This window comes from Streptomyces sp. ADI95-17 (genome assembly GCF_003846175.1).
GTDB classification, from domain to species: Bacteria; Actinomycetota; Actinomycetes; order Streptomycetales; family Streptomycetaceae; genus Streptomyces; species Streptomyces sanglieri.
The window spans coordinates 294,347-300,858 of the sequence record NZ_ML123047.1; the positions used below are offsets into that span (position 1 = coordinate 294,347).

6 protein-coding genes are annotated in these 6,512 nt (G+C 67.5%); 4 read left to right on the forward strand and 2 right to left on the reverse strand.

The features are described from left to right. Together EES42_RS20260 and EES42_RS20265 are read right to left on the reverse strand one after the other, a co-directional pair. A partial coding sequence (locus tag EES42_RS20260; protein WP_164495276.1) for an ice-binding family protein occupies positions 1–1,176 on the reverse strand: 1,176 nt, incomplete at its 3' end. 173 nt (positions 1,177–1,349) lie between these two features. Next, positions 1,350–2,357 (reverse strand): hypothetical protein, encoded by a 1,008-nt coding sequence (locus EES42_RS20265; RefSeq protein WP_164495269.1) that lies wholly within the window; start codon positions 2,355–2,357, stop codon positions 1,350–1,352. 517 nt (positions 2,358–2,874) lie between these two features. Here EES42_RS20265 and EES42_RS20275 point away from each other — a divergent pair. The 4 genes from EES42_RS20275 to EES42_RS20290 all read left to right on the forward strand — a co-directional run bounded on the left by EES42_RS20275 (position 2,875) and on the right by EES42_RS20290 (position 5,716). Continuing rightward, on the forward strand, positions 2,875–3,078 hold the full coding sequence (locus EES42_RS20275) for a cold-shock protein (RefSeq protein WP_072489439.1): 204 nt from the start codon (positions 2,875–2,877) through the stop codon (positions 3,076–3,078). 301 nt (positions 3,079–3,379) lie between these two features. Then, positions 3,380–4,903 (forward strand): DEAD/DEAH box helicase, encoded by a 1,524-nt coding sequence (locus EES42_RS20280; RefSeq protein ID WP_124719666.1) that lies wholly within the window; start codon positions 3,380–3,382, stop codon positions 4,901–4,903. 46 nt (positions 4,904–4,949) lie between these two features. Then, the gene (locus EES42_RS20285; protein WP_124719667.1) at positions 4,950–5,354 is read left to right on the forward strand and encodes a CBS domain-containing protein; all 405 of its coding nucleotides are present in this window, start codon (positions 4,950–4,952) and stop codon (positions 5,352–5,354) included. Between the two features lie 50 nt (positions 5,355–5,404). Then, the gene (locus EES42_RS20290) at positions 5,405–5,716 is read left to right on the forward strand and encodes an SCO5918 family protein (protein ID WP_124719668.1); all 312 of its coding nucleotides are present in this window, start codon (positions 5,405–5,407) and stop codon (positions 5,714–5,716) included. The last annotated feature ends 796 nt before the right edge of the window (positions 5,717–6,512 follow it).

Consider the following 6,512-nt stretch of genomic DNA (forward strand, 5'->3'; position numbering starts at 1 on the left):
GTGGTCCTTGGGCTTGTTGCCGTAGCCGTAGTTCTGCTTGTCAGGCTGCCCGCCATGACCGGGCCTACCAGGCGCGCCCTCATGCTTATGGCCAGGCTTGCCGCCGTGCCCGCCGCCGGTGTTGCCGACGGTGGCATTCCCGGCGGTGTTCCCGGTGGTGGCGTTGTTCCCGGCAGTGTTGCCCGCAGTGTTCCCGGACGTGTTACCGGCGATGTTGCCCGAGGTGCCGCCGGTCCCGACGATGGGTCCGCCCAGGAGGCCGCCACTGACGAGGCCGCCGCTGACGAGGCCGCCACTGACGAGCCCTCCGCTGGTGGAGGTTCCGGTCGTCGCGCCGGAGGTGGCTCCCGTCGTCGCGCCGGTGGTGGCACCCGTCGTCGCGCCGGTGGTGGCACCCGTCGTCGACCCGGTGGTGGCACCCGTCGTCGACCCGGTCGGGCATCCACCGAAGAAGATCCTGTTGTTCTGGAGCGACACGAGGCCGGTACGAGCCAGCGCCCGGCCTTGGATGTTCGCCCCCGTGTTCACGGTGATCGAAATCCCGGCCATGATCGTGCCCACGAAGCTGGAGCCGGTGCCGATGGTGGCCGAATCCCTGATCTGCCAGAACACGTTGCACGCCGAAGCGCCGTTCGTGAGGAGCACCCGGGCGGAGGACGCCACGGTCAGGGCCTCAGGAATCTGGAACACCCAGACGGCGTTCTGGTCACCCTGAGCGTCCAGGATCAGGTCGCCGGTGAGCAGGACACCGGATGTGGAGGTGTGGACGCCCGGCAGCAGCGTCTGGCCCGCGCCGATAGCCGCCGCAAGCGGGAAATTCGTGGCCTGGCCGGCCGCGGAGTTGTACGCCGTCGTCAGGTCCGCCTGGGCCCCGCCTGCCACAGCGTCCGTCTGGTGCACGGCACCGCCGACGGTGCCGGGCGGGAATCCGGTGATGGACGTCCCTGGACTCACGCCGAGGTCTCCCTCAAGCGAACTGTTCCCGGTGTTGGTGACTTCCTCCGCTCCCAGAACCGAGAAACTGGTTGCTCTGCCGAGGTTCACATGTGTTGCGATGGCCGACGCCGGCGTTGGCGTCACCACGACCACCGCTGCGGCAACCATTGCGGCAACGGCCGAGGCCAGCCAGCCGGACAAAGCGCGGCCATGAGCCGATCGAGGAATCTTCAGCCTCATCGAAAGCCTTTTCTGTGGGGGGGGGTACGGCGCACCGGGCCCTACCGATCACCCGGAAAGCCTTTACTGCTGCCGCATATTACTCAGGTGAATCAACCCGCCAACAACAAGCAAGAGGGGAGGGGGGAATGATCACTCATTCAACAACGCAAAATTCGATGAAACATTTGAATTCACGTAGTCGATAATCCGACATGCCCCCTGAATGCACGGAGCGAGATTAGCCCAGATGCGACAAACGGCACCCACCTGCCCATAGCCCAAGTCCGCCGTACGCAGAGATGCGCCGCCAGCCAGGTGATCTCACAAACTCGCCGCGGGACGGGCGTGGCGATCAATAAGCCATCGGCTCCCTTGGCCCTGGTGGCAGAACCGGAGAAATCCGCGGTCCCCTCCACAGAGCCCGCACCGACGGCACTGTCCGGACGGTGAAGTCCGGGTGCCATGCCTCCGAACTCAAACGGCCTGACCACCGGACGGTCGATGGAGCCTGCGGCGAAACGCGCGCCTGCTGCCTGCCCGGCGATCGCGGACGCCGGGAACTTCGTACGCGTCTGCTCCAGGGCGTAGCTGTCTGCCTCGCCTGTGAGCATCAGGACCAGGTCCTGCGTGCCGAGGTTGTGCCCGACCCATATCAGCGTCCGTGCGTGCGCCGGGATGTTCCGTACGAAGCCGAGCAACTTCCCGGCGCTCGCCTGGTAGAGGCGTGCGTCGTGGGTCACCGGCGTGGTGGCGTCGAGCGCGTCCGAGACGAGGTCCCATGTCTGGACCTCTTCAACCTCTCCTCCGCGCGCCCGCCTGTACTCGGCGAGCATGGCGACGGTGGCTACCGGGTCCTGTGCCATACGTGACGGGCCGACACCGGCCTGTCCCAGGTGTGTGCATTCATGGACAGGTCCATCAATGAGCAGTTCGGCAATGACCGCTTTGTCACCGCGCAGATCATGCGTTCGGTGAAGAGCAAACTCATCGAGTGGACCGACCGAGCCGTCCGTGACCACACGGCGGTGCGGCCGGGGGTGCGCGCGTCCCACGCCCTGGAACAGGAACGAGGCGGTGTCACCGGCGACGACGCGACCGTCTTGCTCATCGAGTGGCGTGGCGGCGACGCCGATCGTCTCGCCACCCTCGATCGAGACGACAGCCGCCTCCGCTACGGAGCCGAAGCCCCCGCAGCCCATCCGCCGTCCGGGGAGCGGGGCGACGGCGCTTGTCCACCGACCTCGCCACGCGAACCCGCCCCCCAGAAGGACGGTTGGCCGGCGGAGGTCGGCGGGCTCGCGGCCACAGGGTCTCCTGCGAGCTGTCGGGAGGGCGCTCCGGGGCCCGTGGCCCGCTGACGCAGGTTCCGATGGACTGCAGACGTCGCAGCCGCTTGACCTACTTGCCTTCGAAAAACGCTGCACTCGACGTAAATGAATACCTGTGCCGGCGGTCTCAGAATTTAGCGGCCCTTACTGGGAGAGTTTTTACCGCAGCGCGCACGGGGAAATATTTGACACACAACATCCGCCACGTCGTGCTACTGTCGGACTCGGTTGCAGTTTTGGTACCCAAGAACTTCAAGCGTCTCCAGTCGGCCTCAATGCCGCAGGGAAGCGCTTTGTATTTCCGGTCATTTTCCGGGCGGGGCATCATCGCGGCGACGCGGATTCCGTACAGTACGGATTCCGGTGTACTGCCCAAAGGAGATATGACATGGCTACTGGCACCGTGAAGTGGTTCAACGCGGAAAAGGGTTTCGGCTTCATCGAGCAGGACGGTGGCGGCGCTGACGTGTTCGCCCACTTCTCGAACATCGCCGCCCAGGGCTTCCGTGAACTGCAGGAAGGCCAGAAGGTCAGCTTCGACATCGCGCAGGGCCAGAAGGGCCCGACGGCCGAGAACATCGTTTCCGCCTGACGCTGGCGCGCATTTCGTAGCTGGGGCCCGCATCCCTCGGGGTGCGGGCCCCAGCTGCACGCATTTCCGCAGTGGTTCGTCCACGGGAATAAAATATTGAGGCGCACAGGCTCCTCGGAGCCCGCCCGGCGATGCACCGGATTCTTTTTCGCACGCCATCTCCCATTTTTGCGTACGTCGTCGTCGACACGGATTTCCTGTGGGCCACGTTCGCATTCCATTCGGTCCGTGCCTGTGATTCCCCACGCTGCTCTTACGCTGCGGAATTCCTTGATACGCGCCGTATCGAGGAAGGTTCTGTATGAACCCCACACGCACGAGCAGCCGTTCCTCCCGCGCCCGCCGCAACGGCGGCCACGGGTACGACTCCACCGCTGGTTCGATTCGGGGCAGTCGCTTCGGTTCGTCTGCCCCGAACCGTTCGGCAGGTCCGAACCGTTCGGCAGGTCCGAGCCGTTCGGGTGGCCGGCGGCCCGCCGCGATGCAGGGAGAGTTCGCCCTGCCGGAGACGATCACTCCGGCGCTGCCGGCAGTCGAGGTGTTCAGCGATCTCGACATGCCGAGGGGCCTGCTGGCCGCGCTCACCGCGCAGGGTGTGACCACGCCGTTTCCGATCCAGGGCGCGACGCTGCCGAACTCTCTGGCGGGCCGTGACGTCCTGGGCCGCGGCCGGACCGGCTCCGGCAAGACTCTCGCCTTCGGCCTGGCCCTGCTGGCCCGCACCGCCGGGCAGCGCGCCGTGCCCCGTCAGCCGCTGGCCCTGGTTCTGGTTCCCACCAGGGAACTCGCTCAGCAGGTCACCGATGCCCTCACCCCTTACGCCCGCGCTGTGAAGCTGCGCCTGGCCACTGTCGTCGGCGGGATGCCGATCGGCCGGCAGGCGAATGCACTGCGGGGCGGCACCGAAGTCGTCGTGGCCACCCCCGGTCGTCTCAAGGACCTCATCGACCGCGGTGACTGCCGGCTGGACCAGGTCGCGACCACAGTCCTGGACGAAGCCGACCAGATGGCCGACATGGGCTTCATGCCGCAGGTCACCGCGCTCCTGGACCAGGTCCGCCCCGAGGGCCAGCGCATGCTGTTCTCCGCGACCCTGGACCGTAACGTCGACCGTCTGGTCCGTCGCTACCTCACCGACCCCGTCGTCCACTCCGTGGACCCATCCCAGGGTGCGGTCACCACGATGGAACATCACGTCCTGCACGTGCACGGTGCCGACAAGCACCGGCTGACGACGGAGATCGCGGCGCGCGACGGCCGGGTGATCATGTTCCTGGACACCAAGCACGCGGTGGACCGCCTCACCCAGGACCTCCTCGCCAGCGGTGTCCGGGCTGCCGCCCTGCACGGCGGCAAGTCGCAGCCGCAGCGCACCCGCACCCTCGCCCAGTTCAAGACAGGGCACGTCACCGTCCTGGTCGCGACGAACGTCGCGGCGCGCGGCATTCACGTCGACCACCTCGACCTCGTCGTGAACGTGGACCCGCCGACCGACCACAAGGACTACCTCCACCGCGGCGGCCGTACCGCGCGGGCCGGCGAGTCCGGCAGTGTCGTCACCCTGGTCACCAACAACCAGCGCCGCGACATGACGCGCCTCATGGCGGCCGCCGGCATCGTGCCCCGGACCACCCAGGTCCGCTCCGGCGAGGAAGCACTCCGCCGGATCACCGGCGCCCGGACTCCCTCCGGCATCCCCGTGACGATCACCGCGCCGACACCCGAGCGGCGCAAGCGCGGCACGGCCTCCCGCGGCCGCCGCAGCTCCGCCACGGCTGCCCGGCGCGTGAGCGGGCGACAGTCCGCCTTCGACGCGGCGGCCTGAGCACCGCGTGATCCTGAAGCTGACCCATCTCTGCAGGAGGTACGTTGTGACGCTGGTCCAGATGCAGCCCCACTCGGCGAACGCCACCCCCGTGCCCAGGACGGCGCTCGACACCATGAACACGGCCGGACCACAGGTCTGCGACGACATGACCGTCGAGGTGGCCCTGTCCGTCATGGCCGGCGCCAGGACCGGACACCTGATGGTCTGTGACAACGACGGTCTGTGCACCGGACTGGTCACCCGGGCCCAGCTCACCACCATCCGCGACAGCCCCGCCTACACGGACCGGCTCCAGCTGCGCGACATCCTCGGCGACCGCGGGCCCCGCACCTCGCCCGCCACCATGATGGCCGAGCACGTCGCGCACCGCCGCCGGCTCGCTGCCCAGTCCGTCGTGGACGAACAGGCCGGCGCCCCGGGCGTCCTCGCCCTGGCCCTGGCCCTCTGAACCGTCTCACCACGGCGGAACAATCCCCTTCCTCTCCCCTGTGAGGCATCGTGCGCTGTGTTATCGCCCGCTTCCCGTTCGAGCTCACCAGGAGCGGCGTCCTGGACTCCATGAAGGGCGTCAAGCCCGAGGAGGTCGTCGGCGAGTCCGTGACCATCGGCCGCCGTACCTACCCCGTCAAGCAGGTCGGCGAGGTCATCACCCGCCAGGACCGCCGCGACTTCAGCGCCGACGAAGTCCTCCGGGCCATGACCAAGCTCGGCTTCACCTGCCGCAGCCTTCCCCGGGCCGCCGCGCCCACCCGCACCCTCAGCACGCTTCAGCACGCCTCCGCGATGCTCGGCGTCCCGGCGGCCGTCTGACCGCCTGGCCGCCTGGCCGCCTGGCCGATGAGAAGCGCGAGCTGACACCCGAACAGCCAAGAGGGCCCGACCGGCACACGCTGGTCGGGCCCTCCCGCGTACTGGTGGGTTTCTCTGCGCGGCGCGACGTCAGTGATCGGAGTAGTTGAAGTCGCCCATGGTCCAGGCGCTGACATCCGCGATCCGCTCCATATGGGAGTGCAGATACGCGGGCGGCCCATCCCCGGCCGAGACCTCCGGCGAGGCCGATTACCTCCTCACGGGACGCGCGAAAATCTCTGTCGGCCAGAGTAGACATTGAGTGTTGGCGTGGTTATGGTTTCTCTCGTAGCCCAGAGAGACAGCAAGGCCTGGCAGAGACGAACTGCCGGCAGTACGTGTAGTTGCAGGACGGTGCGGCAGTGGAGTTTCGAAGCCAGGGTTGTTTAAGGACGGCGACGGGACTGACGGCCGGACCGGGTGGCCCGCAGTGAGGGGCCGCCGGAGCGGGACCGCTGTCATGACAGTTGCGGTACCCGTGAGTGCAGTTCGCAGTACCCAGCAGTGAAGTGACTGAGCGGTACCTCGGTGAAGGCGTCGGCTGCGGACGCGCGCACCGGGAAGTTCGGCAGTGGGGTTCCAAGCCAGAGCAGACGCAGGACGGGCAACGGGGCTGGCTGCCGAAGAGTGGCGCTGTCACAGGCCGCTGAGCAGTTCGCATCACCAGCAGTACGCAGTGCCCCCGTGGCAGGTAGTTGATCACCGAGGGAAGAACGGAGGAGGCCGCGCCATCAGGATCGCCCGGGCTGGAGTCTTT

Bases quoted from the DNA above. Each gene is read 5' to 3' on its own strand.
- EES42_RS20265 (WP_164495269.1), bottom strand. From the start codon at position 2,357: ATGGGCTGCGGGGGCTTCGGCTCCGTAGCGGAGGCGGCTGTCGTCTCG.
- EES42_RS20275 (WP_072489439.1), top strand. From the start codon at position 2,875: ATGGCTACTGGCACCGTGAAGTGGTTCAACGCGGAAAAGGGTTTCGGC.
- EES42_RS20280 (WP_124719666.1), top strand. From the start codon at position 3,380: ATGAACCCCACACGCACGAGCAGCCGTTCCTCCCGCGCCCGCCGCAAC.